Here is a 25,744-nt window from a genome sequence, read left to right on the forward strand (position 1 = left end):
GGAACTCTGACTGTTGTAGTAACTACCGCATCCAGGTTTCCAGCGGAGTATGAATCCATGGAGAGGCCGTAGGTGGCCGCACCATGCCGGAAACCTGGTACTTCCGCAGCCCGGTGCTGGATGATTCCTTAAGAGATCTTCTGATTTGGAGACGTATTACTGCGGTGGGTGATAGGTCCTTAGGCCGGGGATGGAGGTGGTATGCCGGGGGCTCGGCCGTTGGACGCCTGGGATCCACGGCGGGTGGGCCGGTACACCCTGGGCAGGGTGCTGGGGGAGGGCGGGCAGGGCGTCGTCTACCTCGCCGAGGCGGACGGAGGGGGCGAGGAGGTCGCGCTCAAGCTGCTGCATCCGCGTTACGTGGCGCGCGGCACCTCCCGCGACCACTTCCTCCGGGAGATCGAGGTCGCCCGGCGGATATCGGACTACACCGCGCGGGTGCTGGAGGCGGGCGAGCACCACGGCATCCCGTACGTGGTCAGCGAGTACATCTCCGGGCCCTCGCTGGCCGCGAGGGTCGCCGACGGCAGGCCCGTCGAGGGCGGGGAGCTGACGCGCCTGGCCTCGGGGACGCTCACCGCGCTGGTGGCGATCCACGCGGCCGGGATCGTGCACTGCGACTTCAAGCCCGAGAACATCATCCTCGGACCGGACGGCCCCCGCGTCGTCGACTTCGGCATCGCCCGCGCGCTGGAGACCATCACCGCCGACGCGAGCCGCCTCATCGGCACCCCCGCCTACATGGCGCCCGAGCAGGTGGACCCCGACATCGGCACCATCGGCCCGCACACCGACCTGTTCGCCTGGGCCGCCACCCTCTTCTACGCGGCCACCGGCATCTCGCCTTTCCAGGCGGCGACCGTTCCCGCCGTCCTGCACCGGGTCCTCCACCACCACCCGGACGTCTCCGCGCTCCCCGCTCCGCTGCGGGACGTCGCCGCCACGGCTCTCGCGAAGGCGCCCGAACGGCGCCCCACCGCCACCGACGCGCTCCTCGCCCTCCTGGCCCCGCCGCCACGGCCGCCGGTCCCGTCCGAAACCCTCCCGTCCTTCAACCGCGACCCGGCGCCCGACCTGCTCCAAGGCGGTTCCCTCGACCACGGCGACGAGATCACCGCCGTGACGTTCGCAAGGGTGGACGGCCGCCCCGTGGCGCTGTCGGGGGGCGCCGGCGGCGAACTGCACCTGTGGGACCTGGACCGCATGCGCTCCCTGGGACGGCTCGAAAGCCACCGGCTCGGCCCGTCCCTGCCGTGCCCGGTCGGCGCGGTGGCGATCGGCGAGGTGCGGGGCCGTCCGGTCGCGCTCGTCGCGGGCAGGAGCCTGCTGCGGACCTGGGACCTGCGCACCATGCAGATCCTCGGCAGGGCTTCGCTCGGCCACGGCTCCCGGATCAGGTCGGTGGCCTTCGGCGAGGTGTGGCGGCGTCCCGTCGCGCTGTCCGCCGGGGAGGGCGGGCTGGTGCGGGTATGGAACCTGCCGCCGCTCCTCCACCCGCACTCCCCGTGAGCACATCCGGCAGGGCTGAGCAGACTGTGCACGATCGCAGCCGCGCCCGCGGACGCGGGTGCGACCACGGATACGGACACGGCCGCGACCACGGACGCGGTTGCAGGTGCGGTTGCGGTTGCCGGGGACGTTCAGCCTTGCCTGGCCGGGGAGCCCGTTCCCGGCCGCTCGTCCGTGCTGTACGGGTAGGGGCTCCTCATGGCGCCGAAGTACGCCTCGGGAGTTCCTTCCAGGTGTTCGGGCAGTTCGTCCATGCAGTCGCGCAGCAGTCGGGTCGCGTTGTGCCGGTCGAGATCCTCCCGCGAGCGCCAGACCTCGTAGAGGAAGAAACGACCAGGAGCTTCCTGAGCTCATCCGAGTGTCCGGGCTTGGGGGTGTTGAACTGTTGTCGGTTGAGTGGTCGCGAGTGTTCATGAGGTTCCTGTAGTGCGGGTGGGACGGGGTGCGGGGTTTCCCGACCGGGCACACCGCCCGGGGAGTATGTTGTGGCCGGGTCACACCTGGTGACCACGGGCTGGTGGGGGGAGGGGCCGGGCATGGTGGGGGGAGCGGGGAAGCCGCTGCGCACGCTCGCTGGGCCGTTCGTGGCCGCCCAGCCGCAGGGCGTGTCGATCCGTACCCGTCTCAAGGGCCTCACCCCGCGGGATGTGGCGGTGCTGCGGCGGGTGGGTGCGCATCTGGGGTCGCTGGCGGGTGCGGATCTGGCCGTCCGGTGTGCTGACGGCCTGGCCCACTTCTCCCGGCGGTGGGCGGAGCGCAAACGGGAGTTGACGGGTGAGTGTTCTTCGCGGTGGGCGGGGTCGATCACCAAGGCCACGCATGACCAGTGGGCGCTGTCCCGGCGTGCTCAGGCCGCGCACCTCAAGAGTCTGAACACCGCCATCGACATGGTCGGGCATCGTCTGTCCCTGCCGGTGGGCGCCAAGGGCGGCCGGGGTGCCCCGGGCGGGTACCGCTCGAGGGCCGAGTGGTTCGCCAAGTCCCGCCGCCTGGCCGCGTTGAAGGAACGCCGAGGAAAGGTTGCCGCTGATTTCGCAGCGGGCAGGGTGCGGGTGGTGCGCGGCGGCCAGGCCCTCGCCCATGCCCGCCACCATCTGACCGAAGCAGGTCTGAGCCGGCAGGAGTGGCGCCATCGGTGGGAGGCCGCCCGCTGGTTCCTGACCGCAGACGGCGAGTCGGGCAAGCGGTACGGCAACGAGACCATCCGCATCACCCCCGACGGACAGATCAGCATCAAACTCCCCGCGCCCCTGATTGGTCTGGCCAACGCCCCGCACGGCCGCTACGTCCTGGCCGCGAAAGTCTCCTTCGCCCATCGGGGTGGGGAGTGGGTGGATCGGGTGGAGGCGAACCGGGCGACGGCCTACCGCCTGCACCTGGACGCCGGGCGGGGGCGTTGGTATGTGGACGCCTCCTGGCAGCGCCCTGCGGTACAGGTTCTGTCGTTGGAGGCGGCGTGTGCGTCCGGGGTGGTGGCGGTGGACACCAACGCCGACCACCTGGCCGCCTGGCGCCTGGACACCTGCGGCAACCCCATCGGCGCACCGAAGCGCTTCGACTACGACCTCACCGGCACCGCAGCACACCGCGACGCCCAACTACGGCACGCCCTGACCCGGCTGCTGCACTGGACCACCCGCACAGGAGCGGCAGCGATCGCGGTGGAGGACCTGGACTTCACCGACTCCAAAACCCGCGAGAAACACGGCCGCAACCGCCGCTTCCGCCAGGTCATCTCCGGTATCCCCACCAGCCGCCTGAAGGCCCGCCTGGTATCGATGGCTGCCGAGCACGGCATCGCGCTGGTGGCGGTGGACCCGGCCTACACCAGCCGATGGGGTGCACAACATTGGCAGCAGCCCACCAGCACGCCTACACGTAAGACCAGTCGGCACGAGGCGGCGAGCATCGTGATCGGCAGACGTGCCCTGGGCCTGGGTGCCCGGCGTCGGGCGGCACCGCCCCCGCACCACCGGAGTGATGGTGTCGGGCATCGGACCGTCCAGGCCCGGCACCCTGTCCCGGGGCGTGAGGGAACCCGCCCCACCCGAACAGCCGCACGGACCAGATCCGTGCGGCCGCCGGATGAGTGAAAGCAGGGGGACCAGCCTGTCCAGGACCGTTCGGGACAGGCGCACCGGTCAGGAGGTCACTCCTGGACAGTGTTGAGGAACGGTGAGGAATCCGTAGAGGGAGACGGGCGCCTGCGATGCCGATGTCGTCGTCATGCGAGCAACGTTGGAATGTGCCATCAGTGTCAGGTTCAAGTCCTTTCTCCGTGAGGCGGGCCACATGAAGATCGGGGGAGCTCTCCCGCGAGACAGGTGTCGCCGTCCGCCTCCTGCGCTACTACGAAGCGCAGGACCTCCTCGCCTCCAGCCGAAGCGAGGGAGGCCACCGCCACTACGGACCCGAGGCGCCGGCCACCGTCGCCCGCATCCGCACCCTGCTCGCCGCCGGACTCCCCACCAAGGTCATCCACGAGCTCATGCCGTGCTTCGCCGACGACGGCACCGAACTCCAGGCCTGCGTCCTCGACCACCTCAGAACCCAGCTGGCCGACCTCACCCGAGCCCGCACGGCCCTGGGAGACATCCTCGACACCTCCACCCGAGCCCTCACACACCCCTGAAAAACCACCCGCACCCGCGGAACCTTTCACGCCGACGGAATGGCCCGCGCCTGAGGGGCCGCCCGCGCCCGCGGAATGGGAACGGGTCTCGCCTGCGGAACGGGCCGCGCCTGCAGAAACGCCTGTGCCCACGGAATCGTCCGTACCTGAGAAACGGGCCGTGCCTGAGGTGCCGCCCGCGTCTGCGGAACCGCCCGTGCCCGCGGAACCGGCTGCCTGGGGAAGCGGGCGCGGCGACGACTCCTCCGGTCAGGGGATGGGGTCGCCTTCTGGCGGTCGCCGGACGTCGTCCTTCGCGTCGATTTCGACCGGGCGGGTCAGGGGAGAGCCGGGGGCTCCTCGCGGATGTCGCGGGTGAGGGCGCGGAAAGCGGCGGACGAGAGGGCGAGCGGGGGACGACCGGGCGTCTTGGAGTCCCGTAGGGCGATCCGCCCAGGAAGCGCGGCGATCTCGACGCAGTCGCCGAGGGCGCAGCGGCTGCTCTTGCGCCACTGGAGCGGGGTGCTGCTGGGCTTCATGTCGTCCGGTGTCCTCACTGTTCAGAACCGGCCTGCCTGATGGGTCGGGGAAAGGCGGTGCCTCTGAGACGGATTCGTTCCCGGACAGCATTCAAGAGAAAAGGTGCCGAACGTCAGGACAAGACCATGACACGGTGGCCGCGTCGTGACGATCTCGTCGTGGACGTCGGTTCAGGCGATGCTCGAGTCGAGCACCGGGGTGGGGATCTTCAGCCAGCCGTGGTGGGTGCGGCCGCCGACCGTCACGCGGATGTCGCGGGTGAAGTCGCAGGGGCGAAGACCGTCGTACTCGTGGTGGACGGTGTTCCAGTAGAGGTCTTCGGAGACCACCAGGGCCAGGGGGTCGGAGCTCGCCGCGAGGGAGCGTTTGAAGCGGCGGGCGTCCAAGAGGCGGCAGGCGACGTCCAGGGCCTCGCCGAAGAAGCCCCGGCCCCTGTCGTCGCGATGGATCTCCCCGGCGTGGACGACGACCCGCAGGCGCATGCCCTGGCGCAGCCATTCCTCGGGGGGCAGTGAGAGGTTGTAGTCCAGGAGCGCCTGGTTTAGTGACGGGATGAGGCGGCTGATGAGGTGGCATTTGGGGATCTCGTCGACCGGATGGATGAGGGCGATCACACCGTCCCCCCGGTCTTCGTACTGCTCCCGGTGCTTCTCGTCCACGCCTGCGAAGGCGAGGCCCTCGTCAAGCATCTGGTAGAGGTGCCTGCGCAACTGCTCCTTGATCGGGTTGCTTCGGCTGGTTGAGTTCTCTATGTCCAGCAAAAGGATGCTGCGGTGGATGGGGAAGGTCGTCACTTTCGTCCTCGGCTTCTCTGCTGACGTCCTGGGGGCGCGGCTCCCTCCAAAGGCTGAGCCCCGTAGAGCATTCGGCCATCACCTCCTAAAGATCCAGAAACCGGACACATGGCGATGATCTTGGCTCCCCCGGGCCGCCGGTCGGGATCACGCCTTGTCCGTTTCTTGCCGTGATGATAACGCAATCTGCTATGTTGCTAATATAACCTGGCAGATCGATGCTGTCATTGCGTATGAATCGTTTGGCGAGGTGCGGAGCGCCCGAGGCGGATCGAATCATACGAACGACGGTCGGGTGTGAATGCCGTTATCCATGTTGTTCAAGTGAACGAAGTGAACTTCCAGGCCAGAGGCAACCCCTTTCTGGAAGTGTCATATGGGAGTTGAGGGAAATGTCATCGGACCTGGGGCCCGTTGTGCAGCGCGCATTGCTCTCCGGGGAGCTGACCCGTTTGAGGCGCGAAGTGGGAAGGACCCAGGACGACGTCGCCAAGGCCCTGGACTGGTCCGTCTCCAAGGTGATCCGTATCGAGGGGGGAACGGTCGGCACCTCCACCACGGACCTGCAGGCGCTGCTCCGCCTCTACGAGGTGTCGGACGACGGCAAGGTCGAGCAGCTGACAAGGCTGGCCAAGGGGACGAGGGAACGGGGCTGGTGGGCCTCCTACCCGATCGAGGACCAGCAGTTCCGCACCTACCTGGGGTATGAGGCGGGTGCCTCCTGCATCCGCATGTTCCATCCCAGCCTCGTCCCCGGTCTGCTGCAGACCATGGACTACGCCCGGGTCGTCCTGAGGCAGTTCGTCAGGGGCGCGAACGACGAGAGGATCGAGGTCCTGGCGGGACTGCGGGTCGAACGGCAGGACAAGTTGGCGGAACGCGACCCCGTCCCCCACCGCCACTTCATTCTCGACGAGGCGGTGGTCCGCCGACATGTCGGAGCCTTGACGAAGAACGGCAGGGGCATCATGCCCGCCCAGTTGCGCCATATGGTCGAAGTCGTGCGGGACGGGCACGTCACGATCCAGATCATTCCTTTCAGCAAGGGCGCGCACTTCGGCATGAAGGGCCCGTTCACCCTGCTGGAATTCGACGCCGATCTCGGCGAGGTGCTCTACCTGGAGGGGGCCCGCGGAGGCGACCTCATCCTGACCGGCAGGGAGGAGCAGATCATCAACTACCGTGCCAATTTCGAAGAGCTCGAGGAATGGACGCTCAGCCAGGAGGAATCCAGCGAGCTGATGCTTCGTATCGCGGACGAGATGGGCGCCGCCTGAGGCGGAGGCCGTTGATCGGTTCTGCTCCGGACTGTCAAGTGCGGTAGGCAGAAGCAGTCATGACACTTAGACTCGTGTCAGGGCCTGAAAGATCAATGGCGCTCTCGACCTCTCGCCGGAGATTTTCCACTTCGCGCGGGGAACCGCAGGCCATCAGGGGACAGGTCTGATTCCAGGAGGACCATGTGGTTCAGCGTGCGATGTCCCGCCCTGTTTGGCGCAAGAGCTCCCACAGTGAAGAAACGGAGTGCGTCGAGGTCGCGAACGATGCGGGCGTCCTGGTCAGGGATGGAAAGAACCCTGAGGCGGGAGTCCTGTGGATCAGCAGATCCGTGTGGCGTGCGCTGCTCGGTGAGCTCAAGGACGACGGATAAGACCGAGAGAAACCGAACACCCCCCGGTCGGGGACCGGAGGGTGTCGTGTTTCGGCGGCGGGCGCCTAGATCAGGTCGCGCAGCGTCAGGGTCTGGTCGCGGCCGGGGCCGACGCCGATCGCGGAGATCTGGGCGCCGGACAGCTCCTCGACGCGCCGGACGTAGGCCTGCGCGTTGGGAGGCAGGTCGTCGAAGGACTTCGCCGTGGTGATGTCCTCCTGCCAGCCCGGGAGGTACTCCAGGATCGGCTTGGCGTGGTGGAACTCCGTCTGGGTGGACGGGAGCTCGTCGTGGCGCACGCCGTCGACGTCGTAGGCGACGCACACGGGGACCTGGTCCAGGCCCGAGAGCACGTCCAGCTTCGTCAGGAAGAAGTCCGTGATGCCGTTGACGCGGGCGGCGTAGCGGGCGATGACGGCGTCGAACCAGCCGCAGCGGCGGTCGCGGCCCGTCGTGACGCCGTACTCGCCGCCGGTGGTGCGCAGGTACTCGCCCATCTCGTCGAGCAGCTCCGACGGGAACGGTCCGGCGCCGACGCGCGTGGTGTAGGCCTTGAGGATGCCGATGACACCCGTGACCTTCGTGGGTCCGACGCCGGAGCCCGCGCAGGCGCCGCCGGCCGTCGGGGAGGAGGACGTCACGAACGGGTAGGTGCCGTGGTCGATGTCCAGGAGGGTGCCCTGGGCGCCCTCCAGCAGCACGACCTTGCCCTCGTCCAGCGCCCGGTTGATGACGAGTTCGGTGTCGGCCACGTACGGGCGCAGGCGCTCGCCGTAGGCCAGGTACTCCTCGACGATCGGTTCGACGAGGATGGGCCGCCGGTTGTAGACCTTGGTGAGTACCTGGTTCTTCTCCCGCAGCGACAGCTCGATCTTCTTCTGCAGGATGCCCGGGTCGAAGAGGTCCTGGACCCGCACGCCCATCCGGGCGATCTTGTCGCCGTAGGCGGGGCCGATGCCCCGGCCCGTGGTGCCGATCCGGGCCTTGCCCAGGTAGCGTTCGGACACCTTGTCCAGGGCACGGTGGTGGGGCATGATCAGGTGCGCGTTGGCCGAGATCAGCAGCCGCTCGCAGTCGATGCCGCGGGCCTTGAGGCCGTCGATCTCCTGGAGCAGCACGCCCGGATCGATCACCACTCCGTTGCCGATCACGGGGACGACGTCGGGGGAGAGGATTCCCGACGGGAGCAGGTGGAGGGCGTAGGACTTGTCCCCGATGACGACGGTGTGTCCGGCGTTGTTGCCCCCCTGGTAGCGGACGACGTAGTCGACCTTCCCGCCGAGCAGGTCGGTCGCCTTCCCCTTCCCTTCGTCACCCCACTGAGCACCGACGAGCACGATGGCCGGCATCTGACGATCTCCTTAAGGCCACATGGATAAAGCCCCTGATCGCAAGTGCGACAAGGGGCCTCTTGCGATCAGATCTTACCCGCCTCTGAGCTGGGAGGAAACAGGCGGGTCGGACGACCGCAGCGAAGCGAGGATCGGCCGGCCCGCGCGCGGGGGTCCGGGGGTCGCCCCCCGGAGGGGAGGGTCAGGCGAGGGCGTCCGCGGCCTCGGCGCTGGAGTCCCGCAGGAACGTCCGGCACCGCTGGGCCTCCTCCTCCTCGCCGATGGCGGCCGCGGCCCGCCCCAGGGCGGCCAGCGCCCGCAGGAAGCCCCGGTTGGGCTCGTGCGACCACGGAATCGGCCCGTGCCCCTTCCAGCCGCTGCGGCGCAGCGCGTCCAGGCCGCGGTGGTAGCCGGTACGGGCGTAGGCGTAGCAGTCGATGACGCCGCCCCTGGCGAAGGCGCGCTCGGCCAGCTCGGCCCAGACCGCCGGATAGGAGGGGAACTTCGCCGCCACCTCGTACGGGTCGATGCCGTCGGAGAGCATGCCGGCCGCCTCGGGGACGTCGGGCAGATGGGTGGGGGGCGGGCCGCCGAGCAGGTTCTGGGTCATACCCGCATGCTAGGCAACCCGCCCCCGGAGTTCACCTCGAGGGTTACTTGATCTTCTTGCCGGCGGAGAGGAGGTCCTCGCAGGCGGTGACGATGCGGGCGGACATGGCGGCCTCGGCGGCCTTGCCCCACGAGCGCGGGTCGTACTGCTTCTTGTTGCCGACCTCGCCGTCGACCTTGAGGACGCCGTCGTAGTTGCGGAGCATGTGGTCGGCGACCGGGCGGGTGAAGGCGTACTGGGTGTCGGTGTCGATGTTCATCTTGATGACGCCGTAGGAGACGGCCTCGCGGATCTCCTCGAGGCTGGAGCCGGAGCCGCCGTGGAAGACCAGGTCGAACGGCTTGTCCTTGCCGTACTTGGCGCCGACGGCGTCCTGCAGCTCCTTGAGGACCTCGGGACGGAGCTTGACGGCGCCCGGCTTGTAGACGCCGTGCACGTTGCCGAAGGTCGCGGCCAGGATGTAGCGGCCCTTGTCGCCGGTGCCGACGGCCTCGGCGGTCGCCAGCGCGTCCTCGACGGTGGTGTACAGCTTCTCGTTGATCTCGTGGGAGACGCCGTCCTCCTCGCCGCCGACGACGCCGATCTCCATCTCCATGACCGTGCGCGCCTTGACGGACTCGGCCAGCAGGTCGACCGCCAGTTCGAGGTTCTCCTTCAGCGGTACCGCGGAGCCGTCCCACATGTGCGACTGGAACAGGGGCTCCTGGCCGCGGGCCACCCGCTCCTGGGAGATCTTGATCAGCGGACGCATGAACCCGTCCAGCTTGTCCTTCGGGCAGTGGTCGGTGTGCAGCGCGATCTGGACGTCGTACTCGGCGGCCACGACGCGCGCGTACTCGGCGAACGCCACGGAGCCGGTGACCATGCTCTTGAGGGAGCCGGACAGGTACTCCGCGCCACCGGTGGACACCTGGATGATGCCGTCGCTCTCCGCCTCGGCGAACCCGCGCAGTGCCGCGTTGAGCGTCTGGCTGGAGGTCACGTTGATCGCCGGGTATGCGAAGCCGCCCTGCTTGGCGCGGTCGAGCATCTCGGCGTAGACCTCGGGAGTGGCGATGGGCATGTGCGTTCCTCTCATGACGGGGCAGGTCAGCCACCGCCGGAGCGGTGGTGCCACAGGAGGGTGCGGCGATGGTCTGCCTCAGTCCTTACTATCTCGTATCGCCTTTCCGGAGAGGGACAGGGGTTCTGCCTGCCGGTACCTCCCACCAGCGCGTCTCCGTCACTCCGGCCACCTTGTGCCACTGTGAACCTTTCTGGCCGGTTGTTCCGTTTGCGGGGTTTGTCGGCCGGTTCGGAACGGGTCCGTACTCGGCCCGTCACGCTCTGGAATAAGCTCCTGCCGTGCATGTTCTCGCCTCCACCCCGCTGAGCCCCGAGTACTGGCTGGGGCTCTTCGGCGCGTTCGCCGCGGCCGGCGTGCTGGCGATCGTCTTCGCCGAGACGGGGCTGCTCTTCGGCTGCCTGCTGCCCGGCGACTCCCTGCTCTTCACCGCGGGCGTCCTCACCGCGGTCGACGAGCTCAACGGCGTCGCCTTCCAGCGGATCTCGCTGCCTGTGCTGCTCGTCGGGGGCCCGGTCGCCGCCGTCGTGGGCGCCCAGCTGGGGCACTGGCTGGGCGCGCGGTACGGGCGGAAGCTGTTCGACCGGCCGGATTCCCGGATTTTCCGCCGCGAGTGGGTGGAGAAGGCCGAGTACTACTTCAACCGCTTCGGCCCGGAGAAGGCCGTGGTCATTGCCCGTTTTATCCCAATTGTCCGTACTTTTCTGAATCCGCTCGCCGGCATGCTCGGCATGGACGCCCGGCGCTTCCTCGTCTGGAACGCCGTCGGGGCGGTCCTCTGGTGCGACTCGCTGTTCCTGACGGGGCACTACCTGGGGGCTGCGGTGCCCGGCATCGACCGCTACATCCTGCCCGGGGTGGCGGTGATCCTGGTGCTGTCGGTGGTCCCGATCGCGCGTGAGGTGTGGAAAGGGAGGACCGAAACCAAGCGTCTCGGTCAGTAGATAACGGATAGGTTTATCTCCCGCCGATAGGTCATACCGGTCGCCCCACTCCCTTTGTGTCGATACTCTCTGGCGCGTGGGACGTCACCGGAATGACCCTCAGGGTCTCGCGCGCATCGCGATCATCGTCGTGGCCGTGGCCGTGGTCATCGGCCTGATCGCGGTCGGCGGTTCGGCGTTGGTGCGGTCCATGAACTCCGAGAGCGCCGCCCCCGGCGCCACCGTCAGCCCCTCGCAGCAGCCGGAGCAGGTCCTGACCAAGGGCGAGGCCCCGCAGGCCTACGCCACGATCGAGGTCGTCGGCAGGAGCGTCAAGATCTACGCGGCCGAGCCGGGCCAGGGCGAGGTCTACTGGAACGCCCTCTTCAACCAGGGGGACTCCCGCCGCATCGCGTGGAAGGACCTGGACATGACGATCTCCGACGCCGCCGCGGTCCAGCTCACCGTGAAGGGCAAGGCCCTCCGGCTTCCCCCCAAGGGCCCCGTCAGCATCCGCTTCACCGACGGCGTCCCCGAGATCGTCGACTGACCGGCGCCCCGGACTCCGCTCCGCCGCGGCCGCCCGGGTCCGCACGGGAGAACGGCTCGCGGGCCGGACGGTCCCCGCGGCGCCGCGGTCGTCCGGCCCGGCGCGGGTTCACAGGCCCAGGGCCGCCAGGTCGTAGGCGTAGCGGTACTCCAGACCCGCCTGGGTGATCGGTTCGGCGGCGCTGCGCTCCACCACGGTGGCGACGCCGACGACCGTCGCGCCGGCCTCGCGGGCCGCCTCCACGGCCGTCAGCGGGGAGCCTCCGGTGGTGGAGGTGTCCTCCACGATCAGCACCCGCTTCCCGGCGATGTCCGGGCCCTCGATCCGCCGCTGCATGCCGTGCTGCTTGACGGCCTTGCGCACCACGAAGGCGTCCATCCGCTGGCCGCGCGCCGCCGCGGCGTGCAGCATCGCCGCCGCCACCGGGTCGGCGCCCAGCGTCAGCCCGCCCACGGCGGTGTACCCCAGGTCGGTGGTCAGGTCGAGCATCACCCGGCCGACGAGGGGCGCCGCCATCCCGTCCAGGGTCACCCGCCTCAGGTCCACGTAGAAGGACGCCTTCCTCCCCGACGACAGGGTGAAGTCGCCGTGCACCACGGCCTTGGCCTTGATCTCTTTCAGCAGCTCATCGCGATCGCTCACCCCCAAACCCTAAAGCGCTCGGCGGACATCGGGCGTCGCGCGTCCCGTGAAGTGCCACGATGGCCGGTATGACGCCCGGCACTCTCGTTCTCCTCGGTTTCCCGCCGCCCCGCACTCCCTACGACGAGCTGCGCGCCGCGGGGCACGATCCTCTGGCGGCCGATCCGGCGGACGCGCCTGAGACGGGGCCCCGCTACGTGGCGGGAGCGGCGCTGCGGATCGGCGCGGCGGCCCCGCGAACGCCGCTCGTCCTGGTGGCGTACGGCGCGGCGGGTCCGGCGCTGCCCGCGCTCGGCGGGGCCCAGCGGGCCGCGCACCGGCTCGTCGGCGCGTACGTCTTCGTGGACGCGGAGCTGCCCGTGCCGGCCGGGGACTGGCCGGACGCCCCGTGCGGCTACCTGGCCACCTCGCCGGGGGACCCCCGCCTGGACGCCGCCCGGCTGCGCGCCTGGCGCACGTCCGCATCCGCGGCCGCCGGATCCGGCGGGCTCGCATCCGCGCTGCTGGAGCTGATCGACGACCTCTGAACACCGCGCCCGGCGCCCGCCTTCGCGGAAAATCGCTTTGTGGAATCCGCCCCGGCGACCCTCGGTAGCCAATAGGTTACATTCAGGCAGGGGCAAAGGGGTGGCCATGGGTGAGCACACCAGGACGGATCAGGGTGATGCCGTCCTCATCACAGGGGTCAAGGAAGGTGATGACGAGGCCTGCGGAGCGCTCCGCGAAAGGCACGGACGTGCGGCGCTGCGGCTGGCGGGGCTGCTGACGGACGGTCCGGCCGAGGCCGAGGCGGCGGCGGACCGCGCCTTCACCGCGGTGTTCGAGATCCTGCGGCAGGGCGGCGGCCCGTCCGACGCCTTCCGGCCCTTCCTGTTCGCCACCCTGCGCCGCGGGCTCGCCGGGGACCCGGCCGAGGAGCACGAGGCGTTCGACCCGGACGTGCCGTTCATCGACCCCGCGCTGGCCGGGCTGGAGCGCAGGCCGATGGTCCGGGCGTACCTCTCGCTGCCCGAACGGTGGCGTGCGGTGCTGTGGCACACCGCGGTCGAGGGCGAGAGCCCGGCGCGGGTGCTGCCGCTGTTCGGCATCGGCGCCGACGGCGTCACCGCGCTGGCGCACCGGGCCAGGGAAGGGCTCCGGCAGGCGTACCTGAGGCTGCATCCCGTGGAGGAGCGGCCGCCGGAGTGCCGACCGGTGCTCGACAAGATCCGCGTCTACCTGCGGGGCGACCTCCCCGACCACGAGGGCGCGCGGATACGGCGGCACGCGGGGGAGTGCGCGCGGTGCCGGACGGCCGTCGCCGACCTGCGGGGGGTCGACGGCAGGCTGCCGGACGTCGCGGCCCTCGTGCTGGGCCCGGCGGCCGCCGACTACCTGGCGTCCCGCGGTCCCGGGCGGCTGTTCCGGCGGGCGGGCGCGGTGCTGGCGGCGTGGTGGTGGCGCGCGTCCCCCGGGCGGCGAAAACAGGCGCTGGCGGCCGGGGCGCTGGCCGTCGCCCTCGCGGCGGGGCTGCTGGCGTGGCCGATGAGCGGGTCCGAGCCCGCCACGCGGCCGGGAGGCACCGACGAGGCACGGGTGGAGGACGGGCCGCGGGCACGGGGGCCCTTCCCCTCCCGCGATGGGCGCGCGGACCAGCCGGGTGAACCGGGCGGGCCGGGCGAGCAGGGCGAACAGGGCCGACCGGGGGCGCCGGGTGGTCCGGGCGCGCCGGGCGCGCCGGGTGAGCAGGGCGGACCGGGCGGACCGGGCGGTCCGGGTGGGCCGGGTGGGCCGGGTGGGCCGGGTGGGCCGGGTGGGCCGGGTGGGCCGGGTGGGCCGGGCGAGGCGCCCGGGCAGGGTCCGGGGGGTCGCCTCGCGGAACCGGGGCTCCTGCCGCCCTCGACGCCCGTGCCGCCGCGGCCCGTCGAGCCGTGGGCGGCGCCGTCGCTGCAGGCGGGCGTCGAGACGGCCGGGGTGCTGCTGCCGGGCCGGTCGGGCATCGTCGTCCTCACGGTGTGGAACGCGGGGAACGCGCCGTCCGGCGAGGTCGTGGCGGAGGTGTCGCTGCCCCGCGGCGTGCGCCCGGACGGCCCGGCCGACGCCGGATGGTCGTGCCTCCCCGCCGAGCGCGCGCTGCGCTGCGTGCACGTCCCGCTTCCGCCCGGCGGCGGGAGCTCGGCGCGGCTGCCCGTCGCCGTGGCCTCCGACGCGCGCGAAGGGAGCGCGCCCGCGGTCCGCATCGCCGGTGCGAACACGCGCAGGCGCGCCCCGACGGGAGTGAGCACGTCGGGAATGCCCGCCCGTTTCGTCACCGAAGGGCGGGTGCGTCTCACCACGGCGGGCAACGTCCTGCTGACCTGCCCGCGGCGGGAGGCCGAGTGCCGGACGGCGAGGCAGCGCAGGGGGGCGCGGCTCGACAACGACCAGTGGGAGATGGGCCCGCTCGACCTCGACGGCGCCGCCGACACCCGCACCTCCAGCCCGGCCGTGCTGGAGGTGCCGGGCAGGGTGCGCTGGGCCGGGCTCTACTGGTCGGGCGTCACCGGGCGGGACGCCGCACGCGCCCGGGAGTACACCGCGCGGCTGCGCGGCCCGACCGGCGGCTACCGGAAGGTCGAGGCGTCCCGGGTGGACCGGGTCGACCTGCCGGGACAGCGCGCCTACCAGGCGTTCGCCGAGGTCACCGAGCAGGTGCGCCAGGGCGGGCGGGGCCGCTGGTGGGTGGCCGACGTGCCCGCGCTCCAGGGCCCCGGCACGTACGCGGGCTGGAACCTGGTGGTCGTCGCCGACGATCCGCGGGCCGATCCCGTCCGCACGGTGGTGCTCGACGGGGCGCGGCCGGTGGGCACCGACGAGGCGACACGGCTGCGCTTCCCGCTGGGCGGCCTGCCGCGCGGCTCCGCGGCGCGGGTCGGGCTGCTCGCCTGGGAGGGGGACGCCGCCCTCGCCGGAGACGGCGTGCTGCTCGACGGAAGGCTGCTGAGCCCGCCCAACGCGTTCACCGGAACGCTGCCCGGCGGAGGCAGGACGCTCGCCTTCGGCATGGACGTCCTCTCCTACGAGGCGGAGCTCGCCGATCCGTCGGTGCTGGAGGTGGCGTCGACGGCCGACGCCGCGGTGGTCGGCGTCATCACGATCACAGCACCTTCCCGTCGCTGACCGATATCGAGATTCAGCGTAAAGATGATGTGAACTCATTCCGGACAGACCAGAACGACTGGTAACGTCCGCGCTGGCAGTTACCCAGGTCACTCTGCCCATGTCCGGGCTCTTGCGCACGTTCTGTGCGCGGTGAAGGATGGCGAATCGCCGGAACGGCTTACGGCACGAGTGGCCTTCATTACGCTAGAGCTACCCCAGGGTCGAGAGGTTCGGTGTTCTCGTGGATCGCTGTGCGCTGTTCATAGACGCCGGCTACCTGTTGTCGGACGGCGCCATGGCGGTGCACGGGACGCGCCAGGCCGAACGGGTCTCCTGGGACTTCGGCGGACTGCTCGACCGGCTGGGCGAGCTGGCCAGGGAGCACTCGGGACTGCCGCTGCTGCGCTGCTACTGGTACGGGTCGGCGGCCGAGGGCAGGCGCGGCCCCGAGCACGAGGCGCTGGCCGACCTCCCCGGCCTGAAGCTGCGGCTGGGCCGCAGCCGTCCGGGCCGCGGCGACGGCGTCGAGACCGAGCTGAACCGCGACCTGATGACGCTGGCGCGCAACCGCGCCATCGCCGACGCCGTCGTCGTCAGCGGCGACGAGGACCTCGTCGGCGTGCTGTGCGACGCCCAGGACCTCGGCGTGCGCGTCACCGTCCTGCACGTCTCCGCCGAGGGCGCCGCCTCCTTCTCGCGGCTGCTGCGCCAGGAGTGCGACGACGTCATCGCGGTCGGCTCCGGTGAGCTCCGCCCGTACGTCAGCCTCCTGTCGGGCGTGGACCGCGCGTACGACACCGGCCCGTCCCCGCTGTCCAACGGCCACGGCACCATGGGCTCCTCCCCGCTGTCGGTGCTCCAGGACACCGCGCACCCCTCGCCTCCGGCGGCCACCCCGCTCACCCCGCCGCCCGCCCCGGCCGCGGTGCCGCAGCTCGCCGCCCCCGCCGAGAGCAGCGCCTCGGCCGTGCTGAACGGGCTCTTCGGCTCGTCCGCGCCGGAGCAGTCCCAGCCGAGCTACCTGCCCTCCTCCTACGGGTCGCCGACGTCCACCGGGCCGAGCGCCCTGCCGTCCCCGGCGTCCTCCTACGGCGCCTCCCCGTCCGCGGGCAACGGCGACCACACGGGCCCGCCGTCCTCGAGCGGTTACGGCAGCCCGTCCTCCCCGAGCGGTTACGTCAGTCCGACGTCCGCCGGCGGTTACGAGAGCCCGACGTCCACGGGGGGCTTCGGCGGCTCGACGTCCGCGGGCGGTTACATGAGCCCGACGTCCACGGACGCGGACGGGTTCTCCAGTCCCACCAGCACGGGCTCGGGCGGCTTCGGCGGTTCGACGTCCGCGGGCGGCTACGTGAGCCCGACGTCCACGGGCGGCTTCGGCGGCTCCCCGTCCACGGGTGCGGACGGGCTCTCCGCTCCCGCGTCGCCCGCGAGCGGCTACGGAAGCCCGACGTCCACGGGTACGGACGGGTTCTCCAGTCCCACCAGCACGGGCTCGGGCGGTTTCGGAGGCCGGCCGTCCACGGACGGCTACGGCGCTCCCGCCGGCAACCTGCCCGCGTACCCGCTGACGCCTCCGCCCGTCCAGCCGCCCGCGCAGAAGCCCCCGACGTACGGCTCCTATACCGGGACGAACTCCCTGGTCCCCCAGTCGCGCGCCGCCCAGCCCGCACCCTCCCTCTCCGACGCGGTCCAGGCCGCGCACACCGAGGGCCAGGACTTCGGCGAGTCCGTCGCCCGGGACGCGCCCGTGCTGTGGCTGGAGGCGGTCCTGGCCCGCAAGCCCCGGATGCCCTCCGACCTCGAGGCGCGCCTCCTGCAGGGTTCGGCGCTGCCCATCGACTTCCTCCTGCACGACGAGGTCCGCCACGCGCTGCGCCGCGGCTTCTGGGACGCCCTCGAACGCGCCCGCCGCTGACCCTCCGCCGGACCCGCGGACGGTGCGTGATCAGGGACGCCCGGAACATGCCCTCCCCTGGCGCCGGTTTAGACGATCTTGAGGATTCCTCCGGTTTCGGGGGCGACTCGCGGGTAACGTCATAGCCGTGACCCACGTGACGGAAGCCGATCTCGACGATCTGGAGTTCGACGGCCTGCGGACCGGTCAGCACCGGGCTGCCGCGGTGCGTCTCGCGGAGCTGGCGGACCGGGCGACCGGGGCGGGAGGTGTCTCCCGGGCGAAGGTGCTGCTGCGGGCCGGGGAGCAGTTCCAGCACGCCGGCGACCACGCGCGCGCCGCGGAGGTGTACCGGCAGGCCCTTGAGGACGGCGGCGAGGCGTACGGGGACCCCCGTGTCTACCTGGCCGACGCCCTGCTGCAGCTGGGCGACAACGCAGGGGCGCTGGACCTGCTGGCGCAGGTCCGGGACAGCAGGCCCAGCGACCCGGAGGTGTACCGCAGCGTCGCCGAGGTGCTCTACGAGCACGGCGATCTCCTCGGTGCGCACACCTGGGCCACCGCGGGCGCCGACTTCGTGCTCGACCTGCCCGACCAGGAGCGCGGAGACGCCGCCGACAGCCTTGAGGGGCTGCTCCGCCTGCGTTTCCGCGCCCGCGTCGACCTGGGCAGGCCCGAGGACGAGTACGACGCCCTCCTGGACGCCTAGGGCGTCCGGCCGGAGGCCAGCGGAGCCCGGTGCAGCTCGGTGAGAGCGGTCGGTCCGGACGGGGTGCGCCAGACGACCTCGTCCCTGCCGATCGTGGCGATCGCGTTGTTGAACCAGGGTCCGTCGGTGAGCCGCCAGCGCAGTGGCGGCCGGGGCACCCGCGCGGTCTTGGCGACGAGCCGCGCGGGAACGTTCCCCCACACCATCGCCGCGAGGCGGTTGGCCCACTGGAACTTCGCGCCGAGCGGGTTGCGGAACGGCGAGCAGACGATCTGGTTGATCGGAAGGCCCTTCACGCGGGCGAGGTAGCTGTAGTGCACGTCGCCGCCGAGGAACGAGATGTGCGCGGGCGCCTTGCCGCGCTGCCCGTTCGCGACCTCGACGACCGCCTTGGCGACCGCCGTGAAGCTCTCTCCGAAGGCGGCCCAGTGCTCCAGGTCGATCACCTGCCGGAGCTTCTCCCCGAAACCGTTCCTGGTGTGGTCGTGCCTGCGCCCGCCCGCCGCGACCTTCTCGTTCCACGCCTCGGCGTGGTGGATGACGGGCGGCAGCAGGAACGGCAGTGAGCTGGCGATGACGAGCTGGTCGACGTCGCCGGTGAGCTGCTCGTCGAGCCACGCCTGCTCGGTGTCGTCGAGCATGGCGCGGCGGGTCTCGGTCAGCAGCCGCGACGCCCGGGTGTCGACGAAGACCAGCCGGGTGCCGCCGAGGTCGACGCGGAAGGACCAGCGGGCCGTCGTGGGGTCCAGGTCGGCGCGCTCGGCGAACGCGTCGAGGAGCCCGCCGCCGTCCGCGCTCTCCTTGACCTGCTGGTAGAGGGCGTCCTCGCGGCGCTTCTCCGGGGTGAGGTTGCCCAGGTGCTGGTAGACCCAGTAGGAGGCGAGCCCGCCGACGATCCGCGACTTCCACCAGGACTGCTCGGCCACCCACTTCCGCCACACGTAGGAGGTGTTCCAGTCGTCCCGGACGTCGTGGTCGTCGAAGATGCTGTAGACCGGGACGGTCGAGAACAGCCAACGGACGGCCGGGTCGGTCATCCAGGCCAGCCGGTACAGCTCGGTGTACTCCTCGAAGTCGGCGATCTCCTCGCCCGCTCCGCTGTCGATGTCGCGCCGGCCCTTGATGAACTCCTGCATGCGCTCGCCGGTGGCGTCGGCGTACACCTGGTCCCCGATCATCGCGAGGATCGTCGGCGGCTCCGCCCCCTTTTTGAGCTCGTGCGCGAAGGCGCTCAGCGCGTCCACGCCGTGCGTCTCCTGCGAAGCCGGCGACACCCGGCACGACCCGAACGCCACCCGGGGGGCCCGCGACGGGTCGACCGTCCGGATCACGCTGGGCGGGAACTCGCTTCCCGGCTGCGGCCACACCTTCCGGCCGTCCAGCAGCACCTCGTAGGCCGTGGAGCTCCCCGGCTCCAGCTCCTCGACGTCCACCAGCGCGTAGTGGTGCCCGTGCACCGTGAACGTCCGCTCGGCCCGCCCGAGCACCTCCACCTCGCAGGCCTCGCTCGTCTCCACCCACACGGTCGCCGACCGCTCCGTGACGTTCCGGAGGATCGGTCCCACCACCACTGCTGCCGTCATGCCTGCCATCACACCGGAACATTGCCCTTTCCGTCCACACGTCTCAGAACGCGCTGAGGTGATCAGTAACACCGAACACGACGATTTCTCCGAAGCGGTTGCGGTGGGGGCGCCGGTCTGTTGACCTATTGTCGTAGGACAATAGGAAGGGATGCCGGTGATCGATTTCGTGCTGGACGGGCGGTCGCGGGTCGCGACGTACATGCAGCTCGTCCTGCAGGTGAAGCAGGCGCTGCGGGTGGGCCTGCTGCGGCCGGGGGACCGGTTGCCGCGGGTGCGGGAGGTGGCGCAGACGCTGGCCATCAACCCCAACACGGTGCACAAGGCCTACCGGGAGCTGGAACTGGAAGGGCTGGCCGAGGGGCGGCCGGGCGTGGGGACGTTCGTCGTGAACACCCTGGCCGGGCCGTCTCTGGCCAATCAGGGGGAGCTGAGGGAGAAATTGGTGGCCTGGCTGAACGAGGCGCGGGAGGCGGGGCTGTCACGCGAGGACATCGCCGCCCTGATCGACACGACGATGCGGACCGGCTTCGAACCTCCGGCGCCGCAGGACCTCGCGGCACCGGCCGACAGCCGGGGAGCGTGAGATGGAACAGGCTCTGGAGGCAGAGGACCTGGGCAAGCGCTACGGGCGGGCCTGGGCGTTGCGGGACTGTTCGTTCGAACTGCCCGCGGGACGGGTCGCGGCCCTCGTCGGACCGAACGGCGCGGGCAAGAGCACCCTCCTGCACCTGGCCGTGGGGCTGCTGAAGCCCGACACCGGACGGGTGCGCGTGTTCGGACGGGAGCCGCACGGCGCCCCCGCGACGCTCGGCGAGATCGGGTTCGTCGCCCAGGACACCCCGCTGTACCGGGACTTCACCGCACGCGAGCTCATCTCCCTCGGCGGCAGGCTCAACCGGCGCTGGGACGCCGCGCTCGCCCGCGACCGGCTGTCCGCGCTCGGCATCCCGCCGGACAGGCCGGTCGGCAAGCTCTCCGGCGGGCAGCGAGCACAGGTCGCGCTCGCCCTGGCGCTGGCCAAACGGCCGCGGCTCCTGCTGCTGGACGAGCCCGTCGCCGCCCTCGACCCGCTCGCCCGGCGGGAGTTCATGCAGGCGCTGATGGGCGCGGTCGCCGAGAGCGAGACCACCGTGCTGTTCTCGTCGCACCTGCTGTCGGAGCTGGAGCGCACCTGCGACCACCTGATCGTCCTGCAGACCGCGCACGTCCAGCTGTCCGGATCCGTCGACGAGCTGCTGGACGGGCATCGCCTCCTGGTCGGGCCGCGCGACGCCGCGCCGCCGGACGGCGTGGAGAAGGTGGTCCGCGCCGCGCACACCGAACGCCAGTCCACCCTCCTGGTGCGCTCCCGGGCCCTGCCGGCCCCGGCGCCGGGCTGGACCGAGCGCGAGGTGAGCCTGGAGGACCTCGTCCTGGCCTACCTGGCCGACACCGAGACCCGCGACGTCGAGACGGCCTGGGAGGTGACCGCGTGATCTGGTTGACCTGGCGGCAGCACCGCAAGGAGATGATCTACACCCTGCTCGCCCTGGCCGCGCTGGCGGCGATCATGGTGCCCACCGGCCTGGCGATGCACGGGCGGTACGAGGACACCGGCCTGAAGGCGTGCCTGGACGGGCTGGGCACCGCTTCGCTGCTCCAGCAGGCGCCGGGCGTCACCGAGTGCCAGGAACTGGCGCACGCCTTCCAGGAGAAGTACAGCGACCTGGCCTTCGTCGCGGTCCTGTTCGTGATCCTGCCGGTCTTCGTCGGCGTCTTCTACGGCGCCCCGCTGGTCGCCAGGGAGCTGGAGCAGGGCACCCACCGGTTCGTGTGGACCCAGGGCGTCAGCCGCACCCGCTGGGCGCTGACGAAGTTCGGGCTGATCGGCGGCTTCACGCTGCTGGTGGCGGTGGTGTACGCGCTGGGCGTCTCCTGGTGGTTCACCCCGCTGGTGGCCGCGATCGGCTCCCGCATGGAGTACCTCGCCTTCGACGTGCAGGGCGTCGTGCCCATCGCCTACACCCTGTTCGCGGTGGCCCTGGGCGTCTTCGCCGGGGTGTACTGGCGCAAGGTCCTGCCCGCGATGGGCGTGGCCCTCGCCGGGTTCGCCGTCGTCCGGGGCACCGTCGAGCTGCTGGCCCGGCCCCGCTACCTGCCGCCCAAGGAACTGACGTACGCGCTGGGGGAGATGGACATGGCCCCCAACCCCGCTTCGGGGAACTGGAGCCAGGCGCACGGCATCCGAGACGGAGCCGGGAACCTCGTCATGGCGGACGCCAGGATCGGCCCCTGCCCCGAAACGGACTCGTTCTGCGCCCGGGAGATCCAGAAATTCGGTTCCGGCGCCCACAACTGGGAGCTCTACCAGCCCGGCGACCGGTTCTGGCTGTTCCAGGGCATCGAGACGGGCATCTTCCTGGCACTCACCGCGCTGCTGCTCGCCCTGGCCCTCCGCCGGTTGCGCACCCTGGCCTGACCCGCGCGCATCAGCGCGCCGGCGGCCGGGCCGGTGGTCCCCACCGGCCCGGCCGTTGTTCCGCACGTTCCGGCGGGATGTCAGCGGCCGCCGCGGTTGTTCATCTGGCGGGTCGGCAGCTTGCGGGCGTTGTGGCGGCCCGCGGCGTGCCGGCCCATGGCGGCGTGCCGCTGGTCGGTTCCCTTGAGCAGGGACTTGCGGCCGGACTTCTTGTTGTTGTTCTTGGCGGGCAAAACAGCCTCCTGGGAATTGTCGAAGCCGGGAATGGCGATGTTCCGGGGTCGCTGAATTCGGCTGTCGTCGCGCATGTGAATATCCCTCCGCGCCCGCCGCGAAAAAGGGCAGGGCAGTGCAGTGGAAGAAAAGGTGAGGAAGAGACCCGCGCCGCTCGGGAGCGTCCTGGGACGCCGACGGCACAAGGGTGTGATGTGAGATGAAGGAAGGGGAGCAGGCCCGCGTCACGCAGGCGGCGCGCTCAACCCGTAAGAATCAGATCTCCATGCCCAAGACAATAACACCTGGCGCGGCGGTGGTGTCAACATATTTCTCGCGGGTTTCTCCATTCGGCGGAGGCCGTGTCCTGCGGCGCCGTCGGGACGCCCGCCACGGCCGGGGTCGGAGGTGTGACGAGCATGGGCCGGGGCCGTCATTCATGCGATTCACCTACGTGGTGTCCCGAATTCCGTTCGGAACTGACAAGTCCGGAGGTGCTCCGGGTTGTTACTCTCCGGCGGATACCGTGCGACCGCGGAGGCCCCCATGACAGCCCGGCTCTCGAAAAGAAGGACCCTGGTGGTCCTCGCGCTCCTCGCGGCCCTGCTGCCGCAGGCGGGACCCGCTTCGGCGGCGGGGCCCCGGCGGGGGACCGTGGTCTCCTGGTCGCCGCTGGCCCGTTCGCTGTGGATCCCGGGGACGACGGGCCGCGCCTTCGCGCTCACCTACGTGACGATGAACGCGTCCGGCCACAAGGCTCGCAGCACCGGCACGGTGTTCATCCCCCGCGGCAGGGCGCCCAAGGGCGGCTGGCCGGTCATCTCCTGGGCGCACGGCACCTCCGGCCTGCACGACTCGTGCGCCCCCTCCCGCGTCGGCCCCGCCCTCCCCGAACGCGACTGGAAGTACCTCGCCTCCTGGATGCGCCGGGGCTACGCGGTCGTCGCCAGTGACTACGCGGGCCTCGGCACCCCCGGCCTGCCGGCCTACCTCAACGGCAGATCGACCGCCTACAACGTCGTCGACATGGTGTTGGCGGCCCGCGAATTCGCCGGCCGCCACCTCCCTCCGGGCGCACGCCTGGCCCGCAAGTGGGTCACCATAGGCCAGTCGCAAGGCGCCGGAGCCGCCGTCTACACCGCCCGCTACGCCACCGAGTACGGCGGCTCCCGCCTCGACTACCGGGGCGCGGTCGGCACCGGGACCCCCGCCTACATCGAGAACTACCTCAAGCCACTGGCTCCGAAGGTCCCGCCGATGGCACTGCCTCCCGGCCTGACGGCCTACCTCACCTACATCTTCGCCAGCCTCCGGGACGTCCACCCCGAACTCGGCCTCGACGGGATCCTCACCCCCACCGGCCGCAAGTACCTGTCCATGGCCGAGAGGGAGTGCGTCTTCACCTTCGAGAAGCACCTGAAGAACGTCAGCGTGGGCGACTACTTCACCCGCCGCCCGTCGGCCCTCCCCGGCTTCGACACGACCGTGCGCGCCTACATGGGCATGCCGGAATCAGGCTTCGACCGGCCCTTCTTCATGGCCCACGGCCGCAAGGACACCGACGTCCCCATCCCCGCCACCCTCGCCTACGCGGGCGTCCTGAAGTCCCACCGCGAGCCCCTCACCTTCAAGACCTATCCCACCGACCACAGCGGCACCCTCACGGCCTCCCTGAAGGACACCGCCCCCTTCGTGAAGCGGCTCTTCCGCGGCAGGTCCTGACCCGCGGCTCATGAGGGCCCGCCGGCGCCGACCGGTGCTCACCAGAGGGCCAGGACGGTGCAGGCGAGGAGGACGCAGGCCAGGAGGGCGGCGCGGAAGGTGCGTTCGCCGAGGATGAAGGCCGCGGGGAGGGCGGCCAGGAGGAAGGAGACCTGGCTGAAGTCCAGCAGGAGCGTGAGGAGCATGGTGAGGACGTAGGCGGTGACGCTCCAGCGGAGGCGGCCCTGCCAGGTGCGGGTGAGGGGCAGGGAGCGGGCCGTCAGCCTCGCCGCGCCGTAGTAGAGGAGCGGGGGCAGGAGGAGGCAGCCTCCGGCGATCAGGGCCGCTCCGGTGAAGGGGCGGGCGGGGGCGGTGGCGAAGAGGGCGCCGCCGCTGAAGAAGGAGACGAAGGAGACGAGCGAGGCCAGGTAGCCGGCGGCCACGACGAGCAGGCCCCGGAGCAGGAGGGGAAGCCACGAGGCCCGCTCCGCGAGCCGCCCGGCCCACGGCCGCCCGGCCGGGAGACGTCCAGACGGGGGACGTCCGGCCGGGGAACGTCCAGGCAAGGGACGTCCAGACGGGGAACGCCCAGACGGAGGAAGCCCGGCCGGGGAACGCCCAAACGGGGGACGCCCGGACGAAGGCTCCCCGGATGGGGACTTTCTAGACGGGGACTTCCTAGACGGGGGCTCACCGGACGGGGGTTGTTCGGACAGGGGCTCCTCGGATGGGGGCCGGAGGGCGCGGGCGCGCCGGGCGGTGCGGGCTCGCTGGGCGGTCTGCGCCTTCTGCGCGGCCTCGCTCTTCTTCCGCGAGTCCGGTTTCTTCTGTTTCTTGTCGCGGCCTGCCACGCGCTCATCGTACGGACGCGCGGGCGGGGCGGTCTTGTGGGGCGCAACGGTGGGAACTAGCATTCTGATTCAGGAGAATAACATTCTCTGATTCTGGAACGCGGGAGGCGTGGATGGGCTACGCGGATGAGCTCTTCGCTCTGACGGGGCGGGTCGTGCTGGTCACCGGCGGGAGCCGGGGGCTGGGCCGGGAGATGGCCTTCGCGGCGGCGAGGTGCGGGGCGGACGTCGTCGTGGCCGGCCGCGACCACGACGCCTGCGCCAGGACGGCCGGGGAGATCGAGGAGGCCACCGGACGCGCCGCGCTGCCCTACGCCGTGCACGTGGGGCGCTGGGAGCGGCTGCCGGGCCTGGTCGACGCCGTCTACGAGCGGTTCGGCAGGCTCGACGCGCTGATCAACAACGCGGGCATGTCCCCGGTCTACGACGGCCTCGGCTCGGTCACGGAGAAGCTGTTCGACTCCGTGCTCAACCTCAACCTGAAGGGCCCCTTCCGCCTGTCCGTGCTGGCGGGCGAGCGCATGGCCGAGGCAGGAGGCGGCGCGATCCTCAACATCAGCTCCACCGGCTCGATCCGGCCCCGCCCCGCGATCCTCCCCTACGCCGCGGCGAAGGCCGGCCTCAACGCCCTCACCGAGGGACTCGCGCTGGCCCTGGGCCCGAAGGTCCGCGTCAACACGCTGATGTCCGGCCCCTTCGCCACCCGAGCCACCCGCGGCTGGAACGAGGAGAAGCTCGCCGAGGGCGTGCGCCCCCACGCCCTCCAACGCATCGGCGCCCCCGCCGAGATCGTCGGCGCGGCCCTCTACCTGATCTCCGACGCCTCCACCTACACCAGCGGCGCCACCCTCCGCGTCGACGGCGGCATGCCATGACCCCACCACGAAAAAGCCCGCGCCATCTGGGTGCGGGCTGAGGGGCGGGTGTTCTCGGGAGGCGTTCCCTGCCGGGCCCGCGCCGGAGGGCGCGGGCCGCGGGGGGCGGA

The 25,744-nt window shown here is 71.1% G+C and carries 25 protein-coding genes and 2 pseudogenes; 17 read left to right on the forward strand and 10 right to left on the reverse strand.

Features of this window, described 5'->3' with window-relative positions; all coding sequences use genetic code 11:
• The first annotated feature begins 201 nt into the window (after positions 1-201).
• Positions 202-1,509: a WD40 repeat domain-containing serine/threonine protein kinase gene (locus ABD140_RS12385; RefSeq protein ID WP_344240078.1), complete on the forward strand. Its 1,308-nt coding sequence runs from the start codon at positions 202-204 to the stop codon at positions 1,507-1,509.
• A gap of 131 nt (positions 1,510-1,640) precedes the next feature.
• Here the strand turns inward: ABD140_RS12385 and ABD140_RS40115 are convergent.
• A pseudogene (locus ABD140_RS40115) lies at positions 1,641-1,844 on the reverse strand (putative quinol monooxygenase); the annotation flags it as partial.
• Positions 1,845-1,994: 150 nt separating this feature from the next.
• On the opposite strand from ABD140_RS40115, the gene ABD140_RS12390 reads away from it, so the two are divergent.
• The 3 genes and pseudogenes from ABD140_RS12390 to ABD140_RS12400 all read left to right on the forward strand — a co-directional run bounded on the left by ABD140_RS12390 (position 1,995) and on the right by ABD140_RS12400 (position 4,141).
• Positions 1,995-3,602, forward strand: a complete 1,608-nt coding sequence (locus ABD140_RS12390) for an IS200/IS605 family accessory protein TnpB-related protein (RefSeq protein ID WP_344240080.1) — start codon at positions 1,995-1,997, stop codon at positions 3,600-3,602.
• A gap of 215 nt (positions 3,603-3,817) precedes the next feature.
• Positions 3,818-3,988 (forward strand): annotated as a pseudogene (locus ABD140_RS12395) (MerR family transcriptional regulator); the annotation flags it as partial.
• 9 nt (positions 3,989-3,997) lie between these two features.
• On the forward strand, positions 3,998-4,141 hold the full coding sequence (locus tag ABD140_RS12400) for a hypothetical protein (RefSeq protein ID WP_344240082.1): 144 nt from the start codon (positions 3,998-4,000) through the stop codon (positions 4,139-4,141).
• 317 nt (positions 4,142-4,458) lie between these two features.
• Here the strand turns inward: ABD140_RS12400 and ABD140_RS12405 are convergent, their stop codons facing one another.
• Positions 4,459-4,659 (reverse strand): DUF397 domain-containing protein, encoded by a 201-nt coding sequence (locus ABD140_RS12405; RefSeq protein ID WP_344240084.1) that lies wholly within the window; start codon positions 4,657-4,659, stop codon positions 4,459-4,461.
• A 171-nt stretch (positions 4,660-4,830) separates the two neighbouring features.
• Positions 4,831-5,454, reverse strand: coding sequence for a hypothetical protein (locus ABD140_RS12410; RefSeq protein ID WP_344240086.1), 624 nt, complete (start codon positions 5,452-5,454; stop codon positions 4,831-4,833).
• A 392-nt stretch (positions 5,455-5,846) separates the two neighbouring features.
• On the opposite strand from ABD140_RS12410, the gene ABD140_RS12415 reads away from it, so the two are divergent.
• Both ABD140_RS12415 and ABD140_RS12420 read left to right on the forward strand, forming a co-directional pair.
• Complete coding sequence (locus ABD140_RS12415) at positions 5,847-6,731, forward strand: helix-turn-helix domain-containing protein (protein ID WP_344240088.1); 885 nt, start codon at positions 5,847-5,849, stop codon at positions 6,729-6,731.
• A gap of 200 nt (positions 6,732-6,931) precedes the next feature.
• Positions 6,932-7,105 (forward strand): DUF397 domain-containing protein, encoded by a 174-nt coding sequence (locus tag ABD140_RS12420; protein ID WP_344240090.1) that lies wholly within the window; start codon positions 6,932-6,934, stop codon positions 7,103-7,105.
• Positions 7,106-7,170: 65 nt separating this feature from the next.
• Here the strand turns inward: ABD140_RS12420 and ABD140_RS12425 are convergent, their stop codons facing one another.
• From ABD140_RS12425 to fbaA, 3 genes are all read right to left on the reverse strand, one after another.
• Entirely contained in the window at positions 7,171-8,454 is a 1,284-nt protein-coding gene (locus tag ABD140_RS12425; RefSeq protein ID WP_344240092.1) for an adenylosuccinate synthase, read from the reverse strand.
• 184 nt (positions 8,455-8,638) lie between these two features.
• Positions 8,639-9,046, reverse strand: coding sequence for a DUF3151 domain-containing protein (locus ABD140_RS12430; protein ID WP_344240094.1), 408 nt, complete (start codon positions 9,044-9,046; stop codon positions 8,639-8,641).
• Positions 9,047-9,089: 43 nt separating this feature from the next.
• Positions 9,090-10,109 (reverse strand): class II fructose-bisphosphate aldolase, encoded by a 1,020-nt coding sequence (gene fbaA / locus ABD140_RS12435; protein WP_344240096.1) that lies wholly within the window; start codon positions 10,107-10,109, stop codon positions 9,090-9,092.
• A 281-nt stretch (positions 10,110-10,390) separates the two neighbouring features.
• On the opposite strand from fbaA, the gene ABD140_RS12440 reads away from it, so the two are divergent.
• A complete protein-coding gene (locus tag ABD140_RS12440) occupies positions 10,391-11,053 on the forward strand; it encodes a DedA family protein (RefSeq protein ID WP_344240098.1) in 663 nt (220 codons plus the stop codon).
• 76 nt (positions 11,054-11,129) lie between these two features.
• Positions 11,130-11,582 (forward strand): hypothetical protein, encoded by a 453-nt coding sequence (locus tag ABD140_RS12445; protein ID WP_344240100.1) that lies wholly within the window; start codon positions 11,130-11,132, stop codon positions 11,580-11,582.
• Between the two features lie 108 nt (positions 11,583-11,690).
• Here the strand turns inward: ABD140_RS12445 and pyrE are convergent, their stop codons facing one another.
• Positions 11,691-12,224, reverse strand: a complete 534-nt coding sequence (pyrE, locus tag ABD140_RS12450; RefSeq protein WP_344240102.1) for an orotate phosphoribosyltransferase — start codon at positions 12,222-12,224, stop codon at positions 11,691-11,693.
• 68 nt (positions 12,225-12,292) lie between these two features.
• Here pyrE and ABD140_RS12455 point away from each other — a divergent pair, with 68 nt between their 5' ends.
• The 4 genes from ABD140_RS12455 (at position 12,293) to ABD140_RS12470 (ending at position 17,950) form a co-directional block, all read left to right on the forward strand.
• Positions 12,293-12,751 carry a hypothetical protein gene (locus ABD140_RS12455; protein ID WP_344240104.1) on the forward strand — a complete coding sequence of 153 codons (459 nt, stop codon included), beginning with the start codon at positions 12,293-12,295 and terminating at the stop codon, positions 12,749-12,751.
• A 106-nt stretch (positions 12,752-12,857) separates the two neighbouring features.
• Positions 12,858-15,362, forward strand: coding sequence for a zf-HC2 domain-containing protein (locus ABD140_RS12460; RefSeq protein ID WP_344240106.1), 2,505 nt, complete (start codon positions 12,858-12,860; stop codon positions 15,360-15,362).
• A 223-nt stretch (positions 15,363-15,585) separates the two neighbouring features.
• Positions 15,586-17,262: an NYN domain-containing protein gene (locus ABD140_RS12465; RefSeq protein ID WP_344240108.1), complete on the forward strand. Its 1,677-nt coding sequence runs from the start codon at positions 15,586-15,588 to the stop codon at positions 17,260-17,262.
• A gap of 127 nt (positions 17,263-17,389) precedes the next feature.
• Positions 17,390-17,950: a tetratricopeptide repeat protein gene (locus tag ABD140_RS12470; RefSeq protein WP_344240110.1), complete on the forward strand. Its 561-nt coding sequence runs from the start codon at positions 17,390-17,392 to the stop codon at positions 17,948-17,950.
• Here ABD140_RS12470 and ABD140_RS12475 read toward each other — a convergent pair.
• Positions 17,947-19,533 carry an alkaline phosphatase D family protein gene (locus ABD140_RS12475; RefSeq protein WP_344240112.1) on the reverse strand — a complete coding sequence of 529 codons (1,587 nt, stop codon included), beginning with the start codon at positions 19,531-19,533 and terminating at the stop codon, positions 17,947-17,949. The two genes, ABD140_RS12470 and ABD140_RS12475, sit on opposite strands and share 4 nt — an antisense overlap.
• A 151-nt stretch (positions 19,534-19,684) precedes the next feature.
• Between ABD140_RS12475 and ABD140_RS12480 the strand changes: the two genes are divergently transcribed.
• Genes ABD140_RS12480 through ABD140_RS12490 form a run of 3 tightly spaced genes read left to right on the forward strand, consistent with a single transcriptional unit; the run spans position 19,685 to position 21,994 of the window.
• Entirely contained in the window at positions 19,685-20,119 is a 435-nt protein-coding gene (locus ABD140_RS12480) for a GntR family transcriptional regulator (protein WP_344240114.1), read from the forward strand.
• Position 20,120: 1 nt separating this feature from the next.
• Complete coding sequence (locus ABD140_RS12485; protein ID WP_344240116.1) at positions 20,121-21,011, forward strand: ABC transporter ATP-binding protein; 891 nt, start codon at positions 20,121-20,123, stop codon at positions 21,009-21,011.
• Entirely contained in the window at positions 21,008-21,994 is a 987-nt protein-coding gene (locus ABD140_RS12490) for an ABC transporter permease (protein ID WP_344240118.1), read from the forward strand. The genes ABD140_RS12485 and ABD140_RS12490 overlap by 4 nt, the downstream gene beginning before the upstream one ends.
• An 80-nt stretch (positions 21,995-22,074) precedes the next feature.
• Here ABD140_RS12490 and ABD140_RS12495 read toward each other — a convergent pair whose 3' ends face one another.
• Positions 22,075-22,302 carry a hypothetical protein gene (locus ABD140_RS12495; protein ID WP_344240120.1) on the reverse strand — a complete coding sequence of 76 codons (228 nt, stop codon included), beginning with the start codon at positions 22,300-22,302 and terminating at the stop codon, positions 22,075-22,077.
• Between the two features lie 484 nt (positions 22,303-22,786).
• Between ABD140_RS12495 and ABD140_RS12500 the strand changes: the two genes are divergently transcribed.
• Entirely contained in the window at positions 22,787-23,929 is a 1,143-nt protein-coding gene (locus ABD140_RS12500) for an alpha/beta hydrolase family protein (protein ID WP_344240122.1), read from the forward strand.
• A gap of 38 nt (positions 23,930-23,967) precedes the next feature.
• Here the strand turns inward: ABD140_RS12500 and ABD140_RS12505 are convergent, their stop codons facing one another.
• Positions 23,968-24,474, reverse strand: a complete 507-nt coding sequence (locus ABD140_RS12505) for a hypothetical protein (RefSeq protein WP_344240124.1) — start codon at positions 24,472-24,474, stop codon at positions 23,968-23,970.
• 398 nt (positions 24,475-24,872) lie between these two features.
• Here ABD140_RS12505 and ABD140_RS12510 point away from each other — a divergent pair, with 398 nt between their 5' ends.
• The gene (locus ABD140_RS12510) at positions 24,873-25,634 is read left to right on the forward strand and encodes an SDR family NAD(P)-dependent oxidoreductase (RefSeq protein ID WP_344240126.1); all 762 of its coding nucleotides are present in this window, start codon (positions 24,873-24,875) and stop codon (positions 25,632-25,634) included.
• Positions 25,635-25,744 lie beyond the last annotated feature (110 nt).

The sequence above is a fragment of the Actinocorallia libanotica genome, from assembly GCF_039525175.1.
Classification (GTDB): Bacteria; Actinomycetota; Actinomycetes; order Streptosporangiales; family Streptosporangiaceae; genus Actinocorallia; species Actinocorallia libanotica.

What these genes read in the sequence shown, in the direction of transcription:
- ABD140_RS12385 (WP_344240078.1), top strand. Translation starts at nt 202, where the DNA reads ATGCCGGGGGCTCGGCCGTTGGACGCCTGGGATCCACGGCGGGTGGGC.
- ABD140_RS12400 (WP_344240082.1), top strand. Translation starts at nt 3,998, where the DNA reads ATGCCGTGCTTCGCCGACGACGGCACCGAACTCCAGGCCTGCGTCCTC.
- ABD140_RS12405 (WP_344240084.1), bottom strand. Translation starts at nt 4,659, where the DNA reads ATGAAGCCCAGCAGCACCCCGCTCCAGTGGCGCAAGAGCAGCCGCTGC.
- ABD140_RS12415 (WP_344240088.1), top strand. Translation starts at nt 5,847, where the DNA reads ATGTCATCGGACCTGGGGCCCGTTGTGCAGCGCGCATTGCTCTCCGGG.
- ABD140_RS12420 (WP_344240090.1), top strand. Translation starts at nt 6,932, where the DNA reads ATGTCCCGCCCTGTTTGGCGCAAGAGCTCCCACAGTGAAGAAACGGAG.
- ABD140_RS12425 (WP_344240092.1), bottom strand. Translation starts at nt 8,454, where the DNA reads ATGCCGGCCATCGTGCTCGTCGGTGCTCAGTGGGGTGACGAAGGGAAG.
- ABD140_RS12430 (WP_344240094.1), bottom strand. Translation starts at nt 9,046, where the DNA reads ATGACCCAGAACCTGCTCGGCGGCCCGCCCCCCACCCATCTGCCCGAC.
- fbaA (WP_344240096.1), bottom strand. Translation starts at nt 10,109, where the DNA reads ATGCCCATCGCCACTCCCGAGGTCTACGCCGAGATGCTCGACCGCGCC.
- ABD140_RS12455 (WP_344240104.1), top strand. Translation starts at nt 12,293, where the DNA reads ATGACGCCCGGCACTCTCGTTCTCCTCGGTTTCCCGCCGCCCCGCACT.
- ABD140_RS12460 (WP_344240106.1), top strand. Translation starts at nt 12,858, where the DNA reads ATGGGTGAGCACACCAGGACGGATCAGGGTGATGCCGTCCTCATCACA.
- ABD140_RS12475 (WP_344240112.1), bottom strand. Translation starts at nt 19,533, where the DNA reads ATGACGGCAGCAGTGGTGGTGGGACCGATCCTCCGGAACGTCACGGAG.
- ABD140_RS12480 (WP_344240114.1), top strand. Translation starts at nt 19,685, where the DNA reads ATGCCGGTGATCGATTTCGTGCTGGACGGGCGGTCGCGGGTCGCGACG.
- ABD140_RS12485 (WP_344240116.1), top strand. Translation starts at nt 20,121, where the DNA reads ATGGAACAGGCTCTGGAGGCAGAGGACCTGGGCAAGCGCTACGGGCGG.
- ABD140_RS12495 (WP_344240120.1), bottom strand. Translation starts at nt 22,302, where the DNA reads ATGCGCGACGACAGCCGAATTCAGCGACCCCGGAACATCGCCATTCCC.
- ABD140_RS12510 (WP_344240126.1), top strand. Translation starts at nt 24,873, where the DNA reads ATGGGCTACGCGGATGAGCTCTTCGCTCTGACGGGGCGGGTCGTGCTG.